Here is an 18,904-nt window from a genome sequence, read left to right as displayed (position 1 = left end):
GAATGACACTTAAAAATTTTCTTAAGGCAAACTTTGCCTTGATCATTGGCTTAAGTTTGCCTGTGATACTTGTCTTAGGCTTTCTACTGGCAAGCCATATACCTCAGAAGCTTGATACCCCTCCTCGATACGAATTGGTATTCAGCGCCTCGCATTATGACAATCACTCACCCTTTCATATCGATTTTGCTATCAGAAACCAGAAACTGTATATGAAGCTTACTCCGAGAAAAGAGCAAGAAGGAATCTATGTGAAAGAACTGTTCATCTATAACGGTCAGAAAGGAAGCGTGCGCAAAATTGACTATCTGCTACCACAGCGTCTGCAAAATCAGCAAGATGATGAGATGCCGGTCGCCGAATTCAACGACTTCATCATCGACAACAACAGTAGATCCCTGGATGGTTATGAATTCGTTTTGGGTAGTTATCGTTCCCGTGGCCTTCTGGGTGAAATCTTCGGCAGTCATTCCGGAAGGTATGTTCATCGGGTGAAAAAGGCAGGCGGTGGAAGTTTTATTATTCCTGATTATGACAACGAATCTTCATACGGCAACTTTAATTTCATTGGCTGGATAACCAATTCAGAAAAAGCTGGAGATCCTGGTCATGCCCAATAAGCAGGAAGCATTGCAGGAAATCGTTACGATTGTCCAGAACAATCAATTGACCGTCAATGAGGTTATGGTCGCCTTGACGGATATACAGGCGATCACTGCTCAAAGGTCCAGCGGTATTCTTTCGCGCTTGTTTGGTTATATTGGCAGCATCCTGGTTTTTGCGGGAATCTGTATTCTCATCGGAATGCAATGGGATCAGTTTACTTCCGGGGCACGGATTGCTGTCACGCTCGGCACTGGTTTTGCTGCCTTCCTACTTGCACTGGTAGCAATAGATCACCCTAAATATGACCGTTCTGCAACGCCTTTATTGCTGATGGCAGCCCTGTTCCAGCCTACCGGCATCTTCGTCATGCTGGATGAGCATTCGCAGGGGAATGAGCCGCTTTATGGCGTTTTATTTATGTCAACGGTTATGCTCATTCAGCAAGGAGCTATCTTCTGGCAAATGAAACGCACCACACTGGCTTTCACGACTATCTTTTTCGGTTGCGGCTTTTTTATCACTGCGATGGAGCTTCTAGAGATTGAAGAAAATCTTATCTCCCTAATTATAGGCACATCATTAATGTGTATTTCATGGGCACTAAACAGTTCCCCTCATCGCGCCATTTCGGCATTCTGGTATTTCATCGGATCTATTGCCCTGTTAATCGCGGCTTTCGACTTGTTACAGGACACCCCCTTTGAAGTGCTTTACCTTGGTTTGACCGCACTGATGATCTATATCAGCACAGCTGCACACAGTCGAACATTACTCCTGACCGGCACATTGTCCATGCTCGCTTATATCAGCTATTTTACTTATGAACACTTCAGCGATACGCTTGGCTGGCCATTAGTTCTGATCATATGTGGCGCAGCTTTTATCGCCATTGGTTCGATCGCCATGAGAATCAATACGAGGTATATTCGCGAAACGATATAAAAAATATTGCCGCATTACGCAGATCAATCAAAAGAGCAGTGTCTATTCTGCCATTAATTAAAGGCACGTAACCAACAACCCGCCATCGAGGAAATTGACTATGATTTTCTGTGGCAAGGTAACCATCGCCTCCCATGCGCAGGTGAAAAAACCCATGCCAGTCTTTTATCTGCCTCCACCAACAATTTCTGGCCAAGGTCAAATTGATTGTTCGCGGTCGGGATCATAAATAAGAAGTATCGGTTCACCCTGGATTTAGGCAAAGTGCATTAAAGCAAACAATTTCTCCTTCTCGCAAAGCCGTTAATACAGGATCGAAACTACCTTACTCTCAGTCACTATCTGCTTATGTGGTTTATCAAAGAATAATCGCTCACACCATGCAAAAAGTCTGATATCTGGCGTTAACCCGAATATTTCATAAATTCGCGTGGTGATCACGCAGGATTTTGATTAATAGGGAAGTTTTGAGAAAGAGGGGTGTAGTGATTCATACACCCGACTGAGCAAAATCTTTCTTATTAATCAAAAGACAAGTGAGGGCACGTGCCAATTTATGAAATATTCGGGTTAATAAGCTTAACTTACTGACTTCTCATCTTTATGCTTAGCCCTACGCGCGATTTCCACCTTAAGTTCCTCAAGGAAATTCACATTGATTTTGCGTTGCTTCTCACTTTTGTACCAGGTGTAACAGGTGATTACGCCAAGGACGATCAAGAATATACTCAGTGCTGTAATGCCATCAAAAAAAATAAATACCACACCCGTTGAAATCGCTGCAGCGCCAAGTATCGCGGTCAATAGCCACATGCGGTTCCCCCAGCTAGGGCTGGCATGCTTGAGACACCACTCATCAAGCTTATCGCGTGTCGATGAGAGTTCCTCATCAGTCCATTTTTTTATACTCATGGTTTTCTGAATATTCCTTCTTTGTATATATCAGTAGATTTGTCTTACATCCAATAAGATTTAACTTTACGTGACAGCGCCATTAGGGTCAATGATCTAGCCATGACGCTTTAATTTACCATTAATAATCGTATTGGTTTATCTTGGTTTTTCTCATAAATCTTCCCAATAAGCCCCAAATACATCCGTTCTTTCTTAGAAATTCTGGCCGATATGTGGTAAAACGTTAATTTACTATAAATAAGCTTCATTCACACTGACATTTCATGGGTAGTCTTTTAGAAGAACTGGAAGATAGCAGGAGGTTTTTCTATATTCGCATTAGAAATACGCTAATCGCAAATATTCAAGCATTCCAAGCGGCTTTTTTTACTATTGGAATATTTTGCTTACTCCCTTCAACTGCTGATGGCAGCATTTTAGTTAATGCTCAAGCATTACATAATCAGCTTGATAAAATTTCTCCTGCAGCATCAGGCAAAACTGGTTTAGCCATTTTAAAGCGCTTTTATGCGATGCGTGATTATCAACCTGTTTGGGTACAGGACGACAAAATATCACCTGAACTTGATATTGCGATAGCATTTATTGCAACCGCCGAACAGGAAGGCTTGGACAGCAAAGATTATGAGCTTGAACAACTATTACGCCTACGTAAGCAAAGTAGCGAGGGCCCTACTCCGCTCGATCTCGAATTGCATACTACTCAAGCAGTATTGGCGCTCGCTAGAGATTTATGCAGGGGCCGTCTGATAGCTTCTGAAGTTGACCCTGATTGGCATATTCAGCAACAGACATTCGATCCGGCGGATTACTTGCAGAAAGCGATTAACTCTGGAAATTTAAAATCGTTCCTGGAAGATTTGCCCCCTAAAACAAAGGACTATCAGCTAATGAGGCAGGCCTTAGCCCATTACCGTGAGCAAGTGGTGCGCGGCATTCATTGGACAGCTATCCCGGAAATACCCTTGATTCGGCCCAACATGAATCATCCGGTTATTCCGCAGATCCGCACACGAATTGTTCAAGCTTTTGCCATACACGGCAATCCTGAATATGATATCGTCCCTAGTAAAAGTGAAAAGTACGATGATGAATTGGTAAACGCGATTAAGGTATTCCAGTACCAGCATGGATTGAATGCTGATGGGGTTATCGGAAAAAATACACGGGCGGCACTGAATAAAACACCTGAACAGAAAATCCGGCAGTTACGTATCAATATGGAACGTTTACGATGGTTGCCAAGAGAATTGGGCGATCGTTATCTGTTGGTTAATATTGCCGGGTTTCGCCTGACTGCCATTGAGTATGGAAAACATATTCTGGATATGCGTATTATTGTAGGGCGCGATTATCGCTCAACACCCAGTTTCAATAGCCTCATTTCACATCTTATCCTGAATCCATACTGGAATATCCCCAACAGTATCGCGCATAAAGATTTGCTCCCTAAACAACAAAATGATTTTAATTACTTTACGTCACAAGGAATAAGCGTTTATTCAAACCATGACAGCCGTTCACAAGCGCTTAATCCGGAATCAATTAACTGGCATGCGGTAGGCAAGAATTTTCCTTATGTATTGCGGCAGAACCCAGGAGAGAAAAACGCGTTAGGCACTATAAAATTTATGTTTCCAAACCCTTTCAGCATATATCTGCATGATACGCCTTCTAAGCAATTGTTTCTGAAAGATGTTCGAATGTTTAGTTCGGGATGTATCCGCTTGGAGAAGCCATTGCAATTGGCTGGGTTTGTTTTGAATGAACCCAATGCAGTGACTGATCTCGTTGCCAAAATAGAAAGCGGCAAAACGATTACAGTCAATTTACCTAGGCGCTTACCTATCTATTTGACCTATCTCACGACATGGGTTGATGAGCTGAATAATATTTATTTCTCATCAGACACTTATGGACGAGATAAGCGAGTTCTAGAACATGCTCGCTGGTAAGCGATATTACCCATTTCAAGTATAAATATACTCTTGATATCTTATTGGAGGACCCGGAATGCTTTTACAAGAACCTAATGATCATGATCAGTTAACAAAGCTGGGGGCTAGTCGGCGGCATTTTTTTAAAGCTGGATTGAGTGCTTGCACTATGCTCGCGCTGCCAGCAGCATATGCTAATAACCCAAGGACAACCGTAAAGCAATTAACTTTACATAATTTGCATACTGGTGAAAAGGTCAAATCTGTCTACTGGGAAAAAGGTCGCTACATTTCTGGCGCACTAAGAGATATTGAAAAAATACTGCGTGATCATCGTACCGGAAAGACCCATATAATTGATCTTCGATTACTCGACATGATGCAACTTCTGCATAGTCGAATGGGTGCAAGGAAGGAATTCCAAGTCATCTCTGGCTATCGGTCACCCGAAACCAACAGGATGCTCGCCATGCATAATCATGGTGTGGCAAAACAGAGCTTGCATATGCAGGGCAAGGCAATCGACATTCGACTACCTGAATTCTCACTGACCGATTTGCGAAAAGCAGCATTATCGTTAAAAGTAGGTGGCGTTGGTTATTATCCAGACTCTAACTTTGTGCATCTTGATTCAGGGGACGTACGCTATTGGTAAGACAGATAGCCTGGCTCCAGGGTATAAATGAACTGATCTTTACATTAAGCCAATGGAGGCCAAAAATAATAGCAACATATGAATAAAGTGCAGCAAGAGCAATTTATACTGGAAGCCATCAGTCTTTCAGCTCATGGAATGATCAATAATGAGGGTGGCCCATTTGGTTGTGTCATTGTCAAAAATAACGTGATCGTTGGGAGAGGCAACAATAAAGTAATCTCCACGAACGACCCCACTGCTCATGCCGAAATCATCGCAATACGAAATGCATGCCGGCATTTAGGTACTTTCCAGCTTGATGGCTGCCAACTGTACACTTCCTGCGAACCTTGTCCAATGTGTCTGGGTGCCATCTACTGGGCTCGTCCAGAAAAGGTATTCTATGCCTGCACAAGAGCCGATGCGGCCCAAATCGGATTTGATGATCAGTTTATTTATGAAGAAATCATGTCGGATCTACGGCGACGTAAGATCCCAATGGAGCAGCTACTACGATCGGAGGCACTGAAAGTATTTTCAAGCTGGTCAGAAAAATTGGATAAAACTCACTATTAAGTCATCAATGATGAGCTTGCACCCTTGTCATTAGAGGGGAGTCCTTATAGCCTATTTAGGTTAATACAGGAAACTGCACATGTTTCATCTGCTGATGCAAGTGAAACGAATGAACGATGGAACGTATGCAGAAATTCGGAAGACGCAGTTATCAATAGTATCTATCGCAGCAAAATTTATAATAACTCCAGCGTTCTCCGATAGTGGATTAATTTGGCTCTCATCATAACCCAATGTGTACATCCACAAATTCAGCATGCTGCCGGATTGGGTAAAAATACGCTAAGATGGTTACAAAAATTTCAACTTAACCCAGATCAATAGATTTTTATTGATAAAACTTTTATGCCTATTAAATCCCGCATACGCACCATCCCCCATTATCCCCATGAGGGAATCATGTTTCGTGACGTTACCACGCTCTTGAAAGATCCTGTTGGTTTGCGTACTACCATTCAGAAAATAGTCGAGCGCTACCGGACGATGAGAATCGATAAAGTGATAGGTATTGAGTCGCGTGGCTTTATTATTGGCGCTCCCGTTGCGTATGAACTGGGTGTTGGTTTTGTGCCCATTCGCAAGCCGGGTAAATTGCCTGCTGAGACGATCGCGCGTGAATATCAGTTAGAGTATGGCAGTGACCAGATCGAGATTCATGTTGATGCGATCCAACGAGGAGAACGGGTATTGCTGGTGGATGATCTGATTGCCACGGGCGGCACCATGGAGGCAGCCGTCAAGCTAGTCCAGGAAATGGGTGGAGAAATCATCGAATGCTGCTTTGTAATTGACCTGCCAGATATTGGCGGCAGAGCGCGCCTAGAGAAGCAGGGGCAGAAAGTGTTCGCGCTATGCACATTTGAAGGAAGTTAATCAACCACACTGCTTCGCGCATTTGTTTGATTGAACTGATGACCATATCTATTCCTTCGACGAGTTCACACTTCGACAGGCTTAGCTTGAATGCACTTTAAATAGAATCTAGCAGGTTCAAAATAGTATTATCAACACAAAGAGCACTTTAATTACAGGCATAATATCTGCCCGGTCAATTAACCCGAATATTTCATAAATTCGCGTGATGATCACGCAGGATTTTGATTAATAGGGAAGTCTTGAGAAGGAGGGGTGTAGTGATTCATACACCCGACTGAGCAAAATCTTTCTTATTAATCAAAAGGCAAGTGAGGGCACGTGCCAATTTATGAAATATTCGGGTTAAGATGAGTCACGTCTTTTGGAGTACACATGCTAGATATTCAACAATTACGCACCGATCTGGAAAACATCGCCTCGCGCCTGACTAAACGTGGTTACACCTTTCCGGTAATGCAATTCAATTCGCTGGAAGCGCAGCGTAAATCCATCCAGACCCATACACAGGAGTTGCAGGCAAAACGCAACGCAACTTCCAGGCAAATTGGCATTGCCAAGCAAAAAGGCGAGGATGTGACTGCGATCATGACAGAGATTGCTCATCTCGGTGATGAACTCAAGCAAGCTGAAAACCAGCTCGAACACTTACAGACTGAGCTTCAGCAGATACTGCTGACAACACCTAATTTAGCGCATGATAGTGTCCCAGAAGGTAACAGCGAAGCGGATAATCTCGAAATACGGCGCCGGGGATCGCCCAGATTATTCGATTTTGCTATCAAAGATCATGTCGCTATTGGCGAGCAATTAAGATTACTCGACTTTGAAACGGCTGCCAAACTGAGCGGCGCACGGTTTAACGTAATGAAAAGTGGCCTTGCTCGTCTGCATCGCGCACTGGCGCAATTCATGCTGGACACACATATTCAGGAGCATGGGTATACCGAGGTTTATGTGCCCTACCTAGTCAATGCAGATTGCTTGCGAGGCACCGGACAATTACCGAAATTTGAAGAGGACCTGTTTGTTGCATATCCGGGAGGAAACAGTCATCCTGATTCAGCAATACCAACCGACCAGGATTCATGCAAATTACACCTGATCCCCACCGCCGAGGTACCCCTGACCAATATGGTACGCAATGAAATCATCCCACGCGAGCAACTTCCCCTGAAATTTGTTGCCCACACGCCTTGTTTTCGTTCTGAAGCGGGCAGCTATGGCAAGGATACCCGTGGGCTGATCCGACAGCATCAGTTCGACAAAGTCGAACTCGTCCATATCGCACATCCGCAAGAATCCTATGAGGCGTTGGAACAGCTCGTCAGTCATGCTGAAAAAATCTTGCAGAAACTGGAATTGCCCTATCGAGTGATGGCATTATGTACCGGTGATATGGGTTTTTCGGCTGCAAAGACGTATGATATCGAAGTGTGGTTACCTGCACAAAATGCCTATCGCGAGATTTCCTCATGCAGCAATTGCGAAGCTTTCCAGGCACGACGCATGCAGGCGCGCTTTCGTAACGAGAAAGGAAAACCGGAATTGCTCCACACGCTGAATGGTTCTGGCTTGGCGGTTGGGCGAACGTTGGTCGCTATTCTTGAAAATTACCAACAAGCGGATGGCAGCGTAACTATTCCATCTGTTTTACAATCTTATATGGGTGGCCTTGACCGACTCACTATTGAAGGCGGAAAATGATCCTGATGTGGCACATTTCTCTAACTCCGGAGGGTATTTGAAATGAAAAATGAAAGTAATCGCACGACTCATAACCAGGAAGATATGGCAAAGCTCGAATCCGACGTACGTGAGGCAATCGCTCATGGTGGTGACGTCAAGGAAACTGTACGGCAGTTGACGCTCAAGGCAATGCAGGCGAATCGATTAGACATTGAATCACTGGGCCGGATTGCTACTGCAGTAATGCAAGGTGTGCATGATGGTGCACAGCAGAAATTGGAGCACGCAACAGAACAATCGCATGCCGCCCAAACCCAAATTACCCACGCGGTATCTGGATTGGACACCGCCTTAGCACAATTTGCTGAAGCTTCAAAATTGGCAGTAGAGGAAGCGGCCGGAAAGGCTCAACAATTTTCACGTGACGAGCTGACTAAAACGCGCGCTGATCTTGAAACCCTAGAAAGCCTATTTCTGGATATCGTACAACATACATCAACGGTCGCAAAAGGGGTGATCGCCGAAACATTGAATGATCTGCTTACTCATGCAAAGCGCAATGGAACAACGATCGGCGCCCAGCTCAAAGAAACACTGGCGACCTTTACCCACCAGATAGCATCTGTCGGACATGCCCAGTTTGAAGCAGGCTTACAACTGACTCAAGCAACTGCTGATTTGTTGCATAAAATTACCTCTGGTGTTTTGACAGGAGTTTCTGAACAAACCAAGCATGATAAAAATAAGTAACCAGGAAACACGAATGAATCAATTGCACACCTCACTCAGCCACGCCACTTCTTGGCGTTGGCTGGATGGTTTTTTACAATCGCAGAATGTTTGCGCTCAGCGGCTGCCGAAGGAGCGCGGTAACTGAGGCAGCACAAATTAAGCACCTTATTGTGAGCGTTTTCATTTCCCTTGAGCTACCATCGTACCACAATGGTAGCTGCAGCAAGGTCCTCTCCACACTCCTCTTCAAATGACAGGACATTACGTCAAACAGGCCAGTCCAACCTATCATCAGCCTTGATATCTAGTACGTAGCCTTCATTTGGAACAATTTCTGCCATATTCATTGAGACCTTTGCAAAGGTCTCTCATTGCTCATTGATCAATCCTTCTAATAAAAAAGGTTTTTCAGAGCATAGTCCTGCTTTTCAGTGCTCGTGAGTGAATTTGTCGAAGTTGGCTAGGGGGTGTTACCATGCTAGCGTCTCGGCTTATTTCTTTTTAATTTTATTATTCTCTAGCCAAAATCCAGCTCAATATAAAAATTGAGGAACCGAACACCAGGTTTCCCATTGGATTAATTAGCTGGCTTTATTCGAACAGGAAGAACATAATTTTTAGAATGACTCAGAGAGTGTTTAGCAGTATTTCAAAAACCCATCCTTCATTTTTATGAGGTATTGTTGAACAAACTAATTTTATCGCTATCCTTATTTTTTCTATCTTTTCTTTTTATAAGCTGCTCAGGACAAGAAGGGACTGCAGAGCAAATGGGCAAAAAAATAGACGAGTCTATATATAGCAGTAAAAAAACCATTGATGAAGTTATTGAAAAGGCCGCTAAAAAAATTGAAGAAATTGGTGGTACTTCTCAAGGCCCCGCTGAGCAGATGGGTGAGAAAATAGACGAAACTGTGGAAAGCTTGAAGGATACTATGAGCAAAACTTTCGAGGATGCCCCAGAAAAAATTGAAGAAGCTAGCGATACGTTAAAGGAAAAAGCAGACGCTGTTGACAGCGGTTATTAATAAGCAGCGCTCTTTCAATACAATGATTAAGATCGGAAAGACTTAATGTTTGCTCCTAATTTTCTGATCGGCACTTGAAGCAGAGCAAGAGCAAGAGCAACAGCTTAAGCCAATCCAGCTTTATTGCATGATGATGCTAAGGAATAACAAATGGGCAGGCAATCATGTATATGCATGCAATTTTTATTCCTTAGTACCTGGACATCGAAAAACAGTCATGTAGATCTGGTTGTCATGCTAAGAGATAATAGCATCCACTTTAACCCAGACAAAACGCTTACAGAGAGTCGTAGCGGCATAAACGGCTACTATGCCGCACGTATTTTCTTGTAAATAGAAAATATAATAATGGTATTGGCTTTAGCAGTTGTCTACCAGACTCAGGCTCATATCCAGCTTATCTGCGCTTACGCCGGATCAATCCATTTTCTTCTGCTGCCCGTAATGCTTCATATCTGCAATGCACATCCATAAATGCAAGCACCCGTTGAAACTCAGTTCGAATGGTTGCAGGAGAGCGGCATAGATGTGCTGCAAGAACTTTGGTATTTGTTGTTTTTTTTTCAAGGCAAGCCTCTAACAATCTATATAGCGCTGGTGTAAGTCGTTTTTCGTGACTATGAACGTTATCACTTATATTTACAATCATAATCAATCCTTTCTAAGAAAGCTGGAATCAGCCGCTCTTGAAAGCGGAATTTCCAAGTAGCTCATACAAAAACAAATAATCCATTAAGAACCACAAAAATACGAAACAGAAATCATTGGAATCAATGAGGGCAAAACTCTCTTGATCCTTGTTAATTTCATGGTTATTATTTTCTATCTTTATCACAATAACAATACGTACAAACACCTAGAAGCCCAGTTTGTTCTTGCCAGCCTCTAGGCAAACGATCCAGATAACAATAGTGCTATTCGTTTTGGCTTTTTTCGTTCATAAAACCGTTGCGTCAATAGTTCATAGCGCACGGAACATGCACATGCACATGCGCTGCTTCAGAAAAGATCCGGGAGAGATATGTTGCGTGCTCCGGGATTGCCTTCCTCTTTGTTTCTGCGATTGCTGATGTGCTTGTGCTATCTTATACAACGGCAACCAGAAACAAACTTACTCTCGCTGGTAAAACGATGAATATCATCCGTCTCCAGCATAATGGTCAGTTCAAGTATTCTTCCGATACTCCGGATTGTTTTCAGTATTTCAAAAGCTTTGGTTAAGTTTATCGTTCAGTGAACGAATTGTTCCAGCGCCTTGATTTCGCGTTGAATAACATGATAGACCGCTAACCCCGCCTGAACGGCTTGCAGCGTGTAGTCACCTCCTAATGGTAATGGAATCTACGACATCAAGGATTCAGGTAGAATTAGCTACTTAACTCACGTGTGGCTGGATCTGCGCCGAAAGATTGAAAAATTAGCAGAATAAATCAAGCCATGCTAATGATTTTTAAAGAGGAAGATTCTAAATACACTTTAAATATAGTGTATTTATTACTGCCCTTAGTGCGCTTTGATCAGTTGTAGCAGTGAGGCTCCTGTACCCAGCGCGATCAATTATTCACCTTCAGGAATGGAGAAAGTGCTGCCAACCTTCAGCACCGAAGCTGAGCGGCAAGCATTGATTGATAGATGCAATTCTGGGGAAAAAATAAGGCACACGAATAGAAACTCAAACCTAGCTCCAGTTATGACTTCAGAATTTGTCATGAAAGTAGTAAGGAATTATACCGCTTATCCTGCGAAACCGGACAGACCATTGCAAGAAGCTCAAGATAAGCTTGGAAGTTGAACGCACTAACCACTAGAGGCTGCGACCATAAATCTGTGCACCTTGATGCCACTTTAACGCAGAGCGGCATCAAAATAATATAAGATTCAATAACCTATCAGAACTCGACTACGCTCTTGAAATTTATGCTTTTTATTCTCTCAAGCGCTTTTGATATATCCAAGCAAGCTCTCCCTTTATGGTCTTAAAAAATAATTATAAAGCTTCCGAATATCTATCGCGTTCAAATATAAGAAACGATAAAGTTGTGATATTAATCCGACTGGCTCACTGCATATCTTGACATGCAGCTTCTGTCATTGGATTTAACCCAAAAATTCAGAATTAGCGTGTTATTCAACCACCTCGCCGCCCAATGCATCAATTAAATCAGGCAATAACTGCTTCAATTGTTCGGTCATGAGAAAGAAATTGCTATCAAACTGCTCTTCAGCGGATTCTGCGGGTTCTTTCTCGATATCCAGCAGGGTGAGCCGCTTTATCTGCAGATTTTCGTCCAACATAAAGGAAAGGTTATTTTCCCAGACCATCGCCAGTTTGGTCACTTCCTTACCCGCCCTGACATGCCGAGTGATTTCATCCGAGTCAAGTGGTTGCCGCTGATAACTTACCGAGACTTTTTTATCTTCTCTGCTGCGGAAAACGCTGTCGCTGTCGATGGCGAACGCAGCGGACAGCTCATCCCCTGATAGCCATCTAGTCATGGCCGATGTGGGGGTTATCGTGGTCTTGATGCGCTTGAGCGCAATCGTGGGAATCGTTTTCAGGAAAGTCTCTGCAAAGGTATCAGCTTTGGCGACATTCGCGCTATCGATGATAAACCAACCGTCAACCGGATCGATCCAGGCATGGCTTTTCTGCCGGATGACAAAGGCGCGTGGCAGCAGTTCGTATAAAGCGGCCTCCTTGATTTCTTTCATCTGTTTACGGCCAACTGGATAGCCCTGCTGCACTTCCATTTCCTCGGCACGCGCTTTGGCACGCTGATTAACGACGGAGGCAGGCAGCAATTTTTTCTCTGACCCCAGGGCGATGAGCATCTGCTGGCCGCGCGCACAAACCAGATGTTCTTCTTCCATGCCGGGCGGAACCCAGCCATGGCTTTGCATTTCCATACTCAAACAGGCTTCCAGGGTGCGTCTTGCTAACAACTCTTCAAGCTCTCCATGCGTGAGCTTCCAGTCAGTGATACGATAAATTTGTAAATTCTTAAACCACATAATGTATTTATTTCAGAAATCGTTTTATTGGGATGTGTCAAAAGGCTAAGAATTGTACATGCGATTGCTGTTTTTTGATCAACCGATGGTATGCCGAGTTATAACGTTCAGGAAGATTTGAATAAGTGACTGCTGTGGCATATTTTCGTTGCACGCTGCTGCTCCTTTAAACTACACCCGCTTTGCCACATTGATATCAATCCTCAGAACTTAAGAAGCAACAAATTCGCCCTGAATTGAATAATAGCAAGTTGGCGAACATTGGAAATCTTTTCTGTACATATATATGGATTAATCGCACTCATATTTCTCCTCTCTTGGCTTGATTCTGGCGTGGTGGAGCTACCACATCAGAAAGTCTGTGAATATCCTGGCTTGCTTGGGTGCATCGAAATTTCATTGATTAACAACTGACGTACTTTACCTTGAACAATAAATTTTTTTTATTGTCTCAATCAGCATTTAATGCATGGAAAGTAAAAAATATCTTATGCTACAACTTCATGATTTCAAGTAACCATTTTAAGAATAAATTATTTTTTCTTTCATTAAAAAAAATGCTTGATTCCACAAAAATGCGGCCTATAATTCGTACCCTTTAATAATTTTATTAGCTTCATTAGCATTAAGAAATAAGGAGGTCATCATGATAAGCAAAGCGAATTCTTTTGCACAAACTGATTTGGTTCATATTCATATCCCAGAAACGTAGCGACCTGTAAGAGGAATTAATAATGAAAATTCGTACCGCCACTGTGCAAAAGAGAACTGAAAGTGACTTTATCTTTGATACCCACCCTGAGATTAGTCTGGATCTCTCTCTCGTTGAAGAAGCCCTGAAAAAGGGTTATAGCAGACCTTTCTTGCTAGTCGACAGCGATATTATCCGTAACAAAATTCGCCGTTTCAAAGCTGCCATGCCACGCGTTCATCCGCATTACGCAGCAAAAGCAAATCCGGATTCGCGCGTATTAAAAACATTGATAGAAGAAGGCTCAGGTTTTGAAATTGCGTCCATCGCCGAATTGGATCTATTGCTTAGTTTAGGTGTTCCCGCAGCGGAAATCTACTATAGTAACCCAATGAAATCTCGCGCCTACCTGGAGTACGCCGCAGCCAAAGGCGTAGAATGGTACGTATTGGATAGTATTGAAGAGCTTCGTAAAATCGTCAGCGTCAAGCCAGATGCAAAATTATACTTGCGCATCGATACGCCTAACATCGGTAGTGACTGGCCACTTGCAGGTAAATTTGGCACACACCTTGCTGATATCAATGAAATTATTAACGAAGCCGCCTCTCTGGGCGCCGATCTTGCTGGCGTGACCTTTCATGTGGGCTCCCAATGCCGTAATCCGCAAAACTGGCGAGTCGGTATCGAGCGTGCCAAAAACGTTTTCGCTGATATGAGGCAGGCCGGATTAAGGCCTCGATTGCTCAACATCGGCGGTGGCTATCCGGTACGCCATGTTAAACCCATCCCTTCCATTGAAGTAATTGCAGATGTCATCAATACTGCAATTGCTGATCTCCCGGAAGAAATTCGCATCATGGCTGAGCCGGGTCGATTTCTGGTATCGGATTCAGCATGTTTTGTTTGCAGGGTAGTAGGCACTGCCACCCGCAATGGAAAACGCTGGATGTACTGGGATGCCGGCATATTTGGCGGTATTATTGAAGTAAGCGAAGGGCTACGCTATGAGATTTTGACTAACCGCAAGGGGAGCAATATCCCATGGTCCATTGCTGGCCCAACCTGTGATTCTGTTGATGTGCTCATGCATGACGAGCTGTTGCCTGAAGATATTCAGGAAGGCGATTTCATCTTTATTCCCAATGCAGGCGCCTATACCACTGCCTACGCCAGTAATTTCAATGGCTTTCCTTTACCCGATGTAATCGTACTGTAACTTGAACATCCTCATTGGCCAATGATTGATCCGGCACGGTAAGTTATGCATTCATTCTAGCCAAACTTGTTGGAATCGGTATATTTTTCGACAAGTTTGGCGTGCACCCACCCACGATATCAATCAATCAAATACGCTGATGCGCATTTATGCAAATATCAACGTATTCGACTAAGAAACAGACCATCTACTGCAATGACTTACTTATTGCAACAGCCTTAGCCTGCTAAAATAGGCTGCTTGATTAATAATCCGTCAATTTCATGACTCCAGAAAATCATACCCCCATGATGCAGCAATACTTGGGCATCAAGGCACAGCATGCTGACAAGCTACTGTTTTATCGCATGGGAGATTTCTATGAGTTATTCTTTGAGGATGCCGAGAAAGCAGCCAAGTTGCTCGATATCACACTGACCCAGCGTGGGACCTCGGCAGGTGAGCCTATCAAAATGGCCGGTGTGCCCTATCATGCTGCAGATCAATATCTGGCGAAACTCGTCAAATTAGGCGAATCAGTTGCCATTTGCGAGCAAGTCGGTGATCCCGCCACTGCCAAGGGACCCGTAGAACGCAAAGTAATCCGTATTATCACACCGGGTACACTGACCGATGCCGCTTTGCTGGAAGACAAACGCGACTGTATCGTACTGGCGCTGTCATTGCACAAATCGACGTTAGGGTTAGCATGGCTTAATCTGGCCGCTGGCCAGTTGCGTATGCTGGAAACTTCCCCGGATAATCTGACGAGCGAACTAGAGCGCCTTCAGCCTGCTGAAATTCTTTTGCCTGAGTCACTGGATATATCTTTAGTATTTACTGAATCAAGTCCCTCCAAACAACTACCAGCCTGGCAATTCGATTACAGCAGCGCAATCCGTAATCTTACCAAGCTATTTGGCACCCATGATCTCTCCGCTTTTGGCTGCGATGATTTGCACGCGTCTCTGCAAGCTGCCGGGGCGTTACTCGAATATGTCCGCCTCACGCAAGGGGCCGATATCACGCATGTCAAGACATTACAGGTCGAACGCGATGGTGCCTACATTCGTATGGATGCCGCCACCCGTCGCAATCTGGAAATATCTGAAACATTGCGGGGGGAGACTTCACCCACATTAATGTCATTACTGGATACTTGTTCAACCGGTATGGGCAGCCGTTTGTTACGGCATTGGCTGCATCATCCACTACGGGATTACTCGATCCTCCAGCATCGTCTTGACAGCGTCTCCGGCCTGATGGAAGCAGCTGGGATAGCAACGCCTTACGTGGGTATCAGGGAACATCTCAAGCGCATTGCCGATATTGAGCGCATCACTGCGCGCATTGCTCTCAAATCAGCTCGACCGCGTGACCTCTCCAGCTTGCGTGGTAGTCTAGCTTACCTGCCTGAGATCGCTGCTATGGCAACCCATGTTCTCAGCGAGCACCTCACCCGACTGGCGCGAGCCATGATACCGGATAGCAGTCTGGTTGAACTATTGCACCAGGCAGTTCTCCCTGAACCAAGCGTGCTGCTACGCGAGGGAGGGGTCATTGCCGATGGCTATGATGCCGAGCTAGACGAATTACGTGCCTTACAAAATAACTGTGGCGAATTTTTGCTGCAACTGGAAGCGCGCGAAAAAACACGTACGGGTATTCCTAACCTCAAGGTGGAATATAACCGGATTCACGGTTTTTATATCGAAATCACCCATGCATATAGCGACAAGATTCCGCCCGATTATCGCAGAAGGCAAACCTTGAAAAATGCCGAACGCTATGTTACTCCAGAGCTACAGGTTTTTGAAAACAAGGCGCTAGCAGCCAGGGATCATGCACTTGCTAGAGAAAAATTCTTATATGATGCCCTGCTGGAAAAACTCACTGCCTTTATTAGCCATTTACAGAATATGGCGCATAGCGTGGCAGAAATCGATGTGCTGAGTACATTTGCTGAGCGCGCTCAATCGCTTAACTATACTGCACCGGTCTTTACCGATGAAGCAGTCATAGAAATCAACACAGGCCGCCACCCTGTCGTGGAAAGTCAGGTGGATCATTATATTGCCAATGATGTGCAGCTTGGTTTATGTGCAACTGGCAGGCGACAACTACTCATCATCACGGGTCCCAATATGGGTGGGAAATCCACTTATATGCGGCAAACTGCTTTGATTGCATTGCTTGCACACTGCGGTAGTTTTGTACCTGCAAACAGTGTACGGGTTGGCCCGATCGATCAGATCTTTACTCGCATTGGCGCATCCGATGATCTGGCGGGCGGTCGCTCTACCTTTATGGTCGAAATGACCGAAATTGCCAATATCCTGCGCAATGCCACCGACCAGAGTCTGGTATTAGTCGATGAAATCGGAAGAGGAACATCTACCTTTGATGGTCTGGCGTTGGCTTTTGCCATTGCCCGCTATTTACTGACCAAAAATCAGAGCTATACGCTGTTTGCCACCCACTATTTCGAGTTGACCAGACTAGTAGAAGAATTTGAACAAGCTGCTAACGTTCATCTGGGAGCTGTCGAGTACAAGCAACATATCGTTTTTTTGCATACGGTTAATGAAGGACCTGCTAGTCAGAGCTACGGTCTGCATGTGGCAGCACTGGCGGGCGTGCCCAGTCCAGTGATCAAGGCAGCCAGAAAAATCTTGACCAAGCTGGAGCAGGAAAATGTCAGCAAAAACCCCCAACTCGATTTATTCTCAGAGCAACCGGATACAATCAATCAGTTTCCTGAAACATTACATCCTATTTTTACACATTTAAGTAAACTTATACCTGATGAGCTAAGCCCCAGGGAAGCATTGGCGCATCTCTATACATTAAAATCAATGTTGGATAAGGGCTAACTCTTCCGAGAGGCTTCCGATCAGCGGTTGTGAAGAATTCGTGCGAGCGCATCAAGCGCAAAGCAGACGGAGCGCAGAAGATTGCCTGCCCAGTAGATTCATTAGCAAAACCTCGTTTTAACGAAACTTCGTTTTTACAGCCTCTTAATGATCATGGTGACCATGTGGTCCATGCACATGGCCATGCGAAAGCTCATCGGGGGTGGCCGAACGCACTTCCATTACGGTGCACTCAAATTGTAAAGCCATTCCTGCTAGCGGATGATTGCCATCAACGACCACGATATCTTCGGTTACATCAGTAACCGTATAAATCATCATATCTTCTGAATTCTCTTCTCCACCCTCGACTCCACCTTCGAACTGCATACCTACTTCGACAGTATCTGGAAAAGCGTTGCGTGGCTCTATGCGAATCAACTCACTATCATATTCTCCAAAAGTTTCTTCTGGCTCCATCGCTATGGATAGACGGTATCCTGCTTCCTTTCCTTGCAGTGCTGCCTCTACAATCGGAAACATCCCGCCATAACCACCGTGCAGATAACTTACTGGAGAAGTGGATTCTTCGACAATTTCACCCTCTGAATTGGACAATTTATAATATTGAAGCGATACCACGGTATCCTTTTCTATAAGCATTTCTTTACCACCTATATTGATTCTCATTGATTAATGGAATACACAAATACAAAAAAGTTTTTTGTACACTCCCACGATTGGCCAGATTAAACTGACCCTCCTAGAACCGCAACCGTAATGGTCACGACTCCCAGTATAAGATTAAGCCCAATTAATAGGCGAATTTTCCCTAACGTAGCACCTGCAGATGGCCATTCTTCTCTGGCAACATGATAGTTGAGTTTCTTGAATGCCGAGAAAAAAACATAAATAAAGATCAGCATCATAAGAAGGCCTAACGCAAACATGAAATGAATATACAGACCTACGGCCGCAAATCCTCCCATTTGCATCACCATATAAAGACCGCTAGCCAGGATGAATCCCACCGATAAAAATACCCATGGAAAAAACCGGCTAAATACGCCACTCCAGAGCTTTAATCGTATGGGTGGTTCAAGCAGCTGTGCAGCAATCGGGCGCAGAACCCAATAAGCAAAAAACATCCCCCCCACCCAAACGATCACCCCCAACAGATGTAGAAATAATGGTATTTTCATGTGAATCCTTATCT

General features: G+C 44.3%; 17 protein-coding genes. 11 read left to right on the top strand and 6 right to left on the bottom strand.

The window, feature by feature from the left end; translation table 11 throughout:
• Positions 1–2: 2 nt before the first annotated feature.
• Complete coding sequence (locus BLW34_RS01500) at positions 3–620, top strand: hypothetical protein (protein ID WP_090574617.1); 618 nt, start codon at positions 3–5, stop codon at positions 618–620.
• Complete coding sequence (locus BLW34_RS01495; RefSeq protein ID WP_090574615.1) at positions 610–1,548, top strand: hypothetical protein; 939 nt, start codon at positions 610–612, stop codon at positions 1,546–1,548. The genes BLW34_RS01500 and BLW34_RS01495 overlap by 11 nt, the downstream gene beginning before the upstream one ends.
• Positions 1,549–2,127: 579 nt before the next feature.
• Here the strand turns inward: BLW34_RS01495 and BLW34_RS01490 are convergent.
• A complete protein-coding gene (locus BLW34_RS01490) occupies positions 2,128–2,460 on the bottom strand; it encodes a hypothetical protein (RefSeq protein WP_090574612.1) in 333 nt (110 codons plus the stop codon).
• 266 nt (positions 2,461–2,726) lie between these two features.
• Between BLW34_RS01490 and BLW34_RS01485 the strand changes: the two genes are divergently transcribed.
• The 7 genes from BLW34_RS01485 (at position 2,727) to BLW34_RS16315 (ending at position 9,935) form a co-directional block, all read left to right on the top strand.
• Positions 2,727–4,418, top strand: coding sequence for a L,D-transpeptidase family protein (locus tag BLW34_RS01485; RefSeq protein ID WP_090574609.1), 1,692 nt, complete (start codon positions 2,727–2,729; stop codon positions 4,416–4,418).
• Between the two features lie 58 nt (positions 4,419–4,476).
• Positions 4,477–5,055, top strand: a complete 579-nt coding sequence (locus BLW34_RS01480) for a peptidoglycan L,D-endopeptidase MepK (protein WP_090574605.1) — start codon at positions 4,477–4,479, stop codon at positions 5,053–5,055.
• A 78-nt stretch (positions 5,056–5,133) separates the two neighbouring features.
• Positions 5,134–5,613 carry a nucleoside deaminase gene (locus BLW34_RS01475; RefSeq protein WP_090574601.1) on the top strand — a complete coding sequence of 160 codons (480 nt, stop codon included), beginning with the start codon at positions 5,134–5,136 and terminating at the stop codon, positions 5,611–5,613.
• Positions 5,614–5,958: 345 nt separating this feature from the next.
• Positions 5,959–6,486 (top strand): adenine phosphoribosyltransferase, encoded by a 528-nt coding sequence (locus BLW34_RS01470; protein ID WP_090574596.1) that lies wholly within the window; start codon positions 5,959–5,961, stop codon positions 6,484–6,486.
• A 375-nt stretch (positions 6,487–6,861) separates the two neighbouring features.
• Positions 6,862–8,193 carry a serine--tRNA ligase gene (gene serS / locus BLW34_RS01465; RefSeq protein WP_090574593.1) on the top strand — a complete coding sequence of 444 codons (1,332 nt, stop codon included), beginning with the start codon at positions 6,862–6,864 and terminating at the stop codon, positions 8,191–8,193.
• Positions 8,194–8,235: 42 nt separating this feature from the next.
• The gene (locus tag BLW34_RS01460; protein WP_090574590.1) at positions 8,236–8,925 is read left to right on the top strand and encodes a DUF6781 family protein; all 690 of its coding nucleotides are present in this window, start codon (positions 8,236–8,238) and stop codon (positions 8,923–8,925) included.
• A 665-nt stretch (positions 8,926–9,590) separates the two neighbouring features.
• Positions 9,591–9,935, top strand: coding sequence for a hypothetical protein (locus tag BLW34_RS16315; protein ID WP_218138717.1), 345 nt, complete (start codon positions 9,591–9,593; stop codon positions 9,933–9,935).
• A 397-nt stretch (positions 9,936–10,332) separates the two neighbouring features.
• On the opposite strand, the gene BLW34_RS01450 is transcribed toward BLW34_RS16315, so the two are convergent.
• The 3 genes from BLW34_RS01450 to BLW34_RS01430 form a co-directional block, all read right to left on the bottom strand.
• On the bottom strand, positions 10,333–10,584 hold the full coding sequence (locus tag BLW34_RS01450; RefSeq protein ID WP_090574584.1) for a helix-turn-helix domain-containing protein: 252 nt from the start codon (positions 10,582–10,584) through the stop codon (positions 10,333–10,335).
• Between the two features lie 431 nt (positions 10,585–11,015).
• Complete coding sequence (locus tag BLW34_RS17285) at positions 11,016–11,135, bottom strand: transposase (RefSeq protein ID WP_371263901.1); 120 nt, start codon at positions 11,133–11,135, stop codon at positions 11,016–11,018.
• A 924-nt stretch (positions 11,136–12,059) separates the two neighbouring features.
• On the bottom strand, positions 12,060–12,947 hold the full coding sequence (locus BLW34_RS01430) for a recombination-associated protein RdgC (protein WP_090539325.1): 888 nt from the start codon (positions 12,945–12,947) through the stop codon (positions 12,060–12,062).
• A gap of 734 nt (positions 12,948–13,681) precedes the next feature.
• Here BLW34_RS01430 and BLW34_RS01425 point away from each other — a divergent pair.
• Together BLW34_RS01425 and mutS are read left to right on the top strand one after the other, a co-directional pair.
• On the top strand, positions 13,682–14,857 hold the full coding sequence (locus BLW34_RS01425) for a type III PLP-dependent enzyme (RefSeq protein WP_090574576.1): 1,176 nt from the start codon (positions 13,682–13,684) through the stop codon (positions 14,855–14,857).
• A gap of 263 nt (positions 14,858–15,120) precedes the next feature.
• Positions 15,121–17,709 (top strand): DNA mismatch repair protein MutS, encoded by a 2,589-nt coding sequence (gene mutS, locus BLW34_RS01420; RefSeq protein WP_256203519.1) that lies wholly within the window; start codon positions 15,121–15,123, stop codon positions 17,707–17,709.
• Between the two features lie 144 nt (positions 17,710–17,853).
• Here the strand turns inward: mutS and BLW34_RS01415 are convergent, their stop codons facing one another.
• Positions 17,854–18,351 carry an FKBP-type peptidyl-prolyl cis-trans isomerase gene (locus BLW34_RS01415; RefSeq protein ID WP_090574763.1) on the bottom strand — a complete coding sequence of 166 codons (498 nt, stop codon included), beginning with the start codon at positions 18,349–18,351 and terminating at the stop codon, positions 17,854–17,856.
• 86 nt (positions 18,352–18,437) lie between these two features.
• On the bottom strand, positions 18,438–18,890 hold the full coding sequence (locus BLW34_RS01410; RefSeq protein WP_090574571.1) for a CopD family protein: 453 nt from the start codon (positions 18,888–18,890) through the stop codon (positions 18,438–18,440).
• Between the last annotated feature and the right edge of the window lie 14 nt (positions 18,891–18,904).

Origin of the sequence: Nitrosomonas sp. Nm58, from assembly GCF_900107335.1 — a bacterium.
Lineage (GTDB): Bacteria > Pseudomonadota > Gammaproteobacteria > Burkholderiales > Nitrosomonadaceae > Nitrosomonas.
Note: the sequence above shows the minus strand (reverse complement) of the source record. Positions and strands in the feature narration are given on the sequence as shown.

Bases quoted from the DNA above. Each gene is read 5' to 3' on its own strand.
- BLW34_RS01500 (WP_090574617.1), top strand. From the start codon at position 3: ATGACACTTAAAAATTTTCTTAAGGCAAACTTTGCCTTGATCATTGGC.
- BLW34_RS01495 (WP_090574615.1), top strand. From the start codon at position 610: ATGCCCAATAAGCAGGAAGCATTGCAGGAAATCGTTACGATTGTCCAG.
- BLW34_RS01490 (WP_090574612.1), bottom strand. From the start codon at position 2,460: ATGAGTATAAAAAAATGGACTGATGAGGAACTCTCATCGACACGCGAT.
- BLW34_RS01485 (WP_090574609.1), top strand. From the start codon at position 2,727: ATGGGTAGTCTTTTAGAAGAACTGGAAGATAGCAGGAGGTTTTTCTAT.
- BLW34_RS01480 (WP_090574605.1), top strand. From the start codon at position 4,477: ATGCTTTTACAAGAACCTAATGATCATGATCAGTTAACAAAGCTGGGG.
- BLW34_RS01475 (WP_090574601.1), top strand. From the start codon at position 5,134: ATGAATAAAGTGCAGCAAGAGCAATTTATACTGGAAGCCATCAGTCTT.
- BLW34_RS01470 (WP_090574596.1), top strand. From the start codon at position 5,959: ATGCCTATTAAATCCCGCATACGCACCATCCCCCATTATCCCCATGAG.
- serS (WP_090574593.1), top strand. From the start codon at position 6,862: ATGCTAGATATTCAACAATTACGCACCGATCTGGAAAACATCGCCTCG.
- BLW34_RS01460 (WP_090574590.1), top strand. From the start codon at position 8,236: ATGAAAAATGAAAGTAATCGCACGACTCATAACCAGGAAGATATGGCA.
- BLW34_RS01450 (WP_090574584.1), bottom strand. From the start codon at position 10,584: ATGATTGTAAATATAAGTGATAACGTTCATAGTCACGAAAAACGACTT.
- BLW34_RS01430 (WP_090539325.1), bottom strand. From the start codon at position 12,947: ATGTGGTTTAAGAATTTACAAATTTATCGTATCACTGACTGGAAGCTC.
- BLW34_RS01425 (WP_090574576.1), top strand. From the start codon at position 13,682: ATGAAAATTCGTACCGCCACTGTGCAAAAGAGAACTGAAAGTGACTTT.
- mutS (WP_256203519.1), top strand. From the start codon at position 15,121: ATGACTCCAGAAAATCATACCCCCATGATGCAGCAATACTTGGGCATC.
- BLW34_RS01415 (WP_090574763.1), bottom strand. From the start codon at position 18,351: ATGCTTATAGAAAAGGATACCGTGGTATCGCTTCAATATTATAAATTG.
- BLW34_RS01410 (WP_090574571.1), bottom strand. From the start codon at position 18,890: ATGAAAATACCATTATTTCTACATCTGTTGGGGGTGATCGTTTGGGTG.